The following is a 1,601-nucleotide window of genomic DNA, read 5'->3' as shown; positions in this document are numbered from 1 at the left end:
AGGGCTCTGCGGGCACCGAGCCTTGATCCGATGACCCGAACACCATGGCCCATGCCGCATCCCGGCGCCAGATTTTCAGACGCCGCTGGAGTGTGCGCAGATGCCGCTCGGAGTACTGGTCAGGATAAGTCTCTTGCAGCTTCTCCAGCAATTCACGGCCCGTGCGCCACGGTTCAGCCTTGAACCAGTCCTGCAGGTGTGCCGTGACCGCCACCAGCGGATCCGGACGCCGCCGGCCGCGTGGAACCGGCGGTTTGGGACGGGCGGTCGGTCGAACCTCGCCCTCCTTCCAAGCCGTGCGTAGACCCTGCAGGAACTGGTCGAGAGTTGCAGGATCGGAGGGCGCCACAGGAGTGACTGGAACATCAGCCAACTCAACCAGACGAGCCTGACCCGTGCGGATCTGCTGCAGCAGTTGAACCGGATCCAGGCTCAAGAACACGTCTCGCAAGTGCGCTTTGACCTCGGCGGGAACACGGGAGTCGTCGAGCAGACGCTGATAGGGTGTGGCGGGAGGATGATAGCGCTTGCGCACCAGAGCACCTTGCCGTTCCTTTTCAGCCAGCTTGAACGAGGGCTGGAAGAAGTTCACGAACAGACGAAGAGAGGCATAAAGCCGGGCCAGGGCCGCTGCTGCTGGGATGCCCTCGAACCGGCGATACCCCACAGCATGGCGGACAATGGCCCCATTTTTTTGCTCGACAAAGGCCTGGTCATTCTTGCGGTAGGGCCGGCTGCGGGTGAAGACGATCGCCTGATCCAGACAATAATCCCGCACCGTCTCATTCATGAAGACGCTGTCGTTATCCGTATCAAACCCCAGGAGCGCAAAGGGAAGAAGTTTGCGGATCTCGGAAAGGACCTCTGTCAACAGCTGCTGCTCGCGATAGAGCAGCGGCGCGCACTCGGTCCAGCCCGAGGCAATATCGGTCAGAACCAGGGTCTGGATGAAGCTGCCGCTGGCGCTTGAGCCACCATGGGCAACCAGGTCAGCTTCCATAAAGCCAGGAGAGGGATCATGCCAGTCGGCAAAGGTCCGCACCGGCACACTGCGCCGCACCGCCAGGGTGGGCACGGACCGACGCCTTTGCCGACCTCCGGTGGCCTGTTGCTTGATCGGTTGCAACGCTCGGTCGATAGTGGCTGCGCTCATGCCCAGAAGGCGCGTCCGGACCTCCGAAGTCAGCTGAAGATGGCCATGACGCTCCATCGCCCCCACCAGAACCGGCACGAGACCCTTCAGGCGCTTGCCGCAGATCCGGTCTGAGGCCTCCCAGATCACGGCGAGAGCCTCATGAACCGCATCGTCGTAGATCCGGCGCCCGGGCCGCGCCGCGCCTGTCTTGTCCGGCAAGCCCTGCCGAAGGGCGCGCATGGCATGCTTGCGGGAATAGCCGGTCACAGCCATGAACTCATCCAGAATGCGGCCCTTGTCGGGGCGATCACTCTGCCGGTAGCGCGCCGAAATCGCTCGGATCAGCTCATTGCGTGTTGTCATGCTCACCTGCCTCATCATCGCCCCCGCAGCTCGCCAGAGCTCGGGAGCAAATCAGATGAGGCAACGATCCAAAATCAGGGAGCAATTCAGGCGATGCAATGCG

The 1,601-nt window shown here is 62.4% G+C and carries 1 protein-coding gene; it reads right to left on the bottom strand.

The features are described from left to right. Positions 1-1,513: DDE-type integrase/transposase/recombinase (locus FS320_RS43070; RefSeq protein ID WP_152718609.1), on the bottom strand; the 1,513-nt coding region annotated here is incomplete at its 3' end. Between the last annotated feature and the right edge of the window lie 88 nt (positions 1,514-1,601).

It is taken from the genome of Microvirga tunisiensis (assembly GCF_009296175.1).
Lineage (GTDB): Bacteria > Pseudomonadota > Alphaproteobacteria > Rhizobiales > Beijerinckiaceae > Microvirga > Microvirga tunisiensis.
Note: the sequence above shows the minus strand (reverse complement) of the source record. Positions and strands in the feature narration are given on the sequence as shown.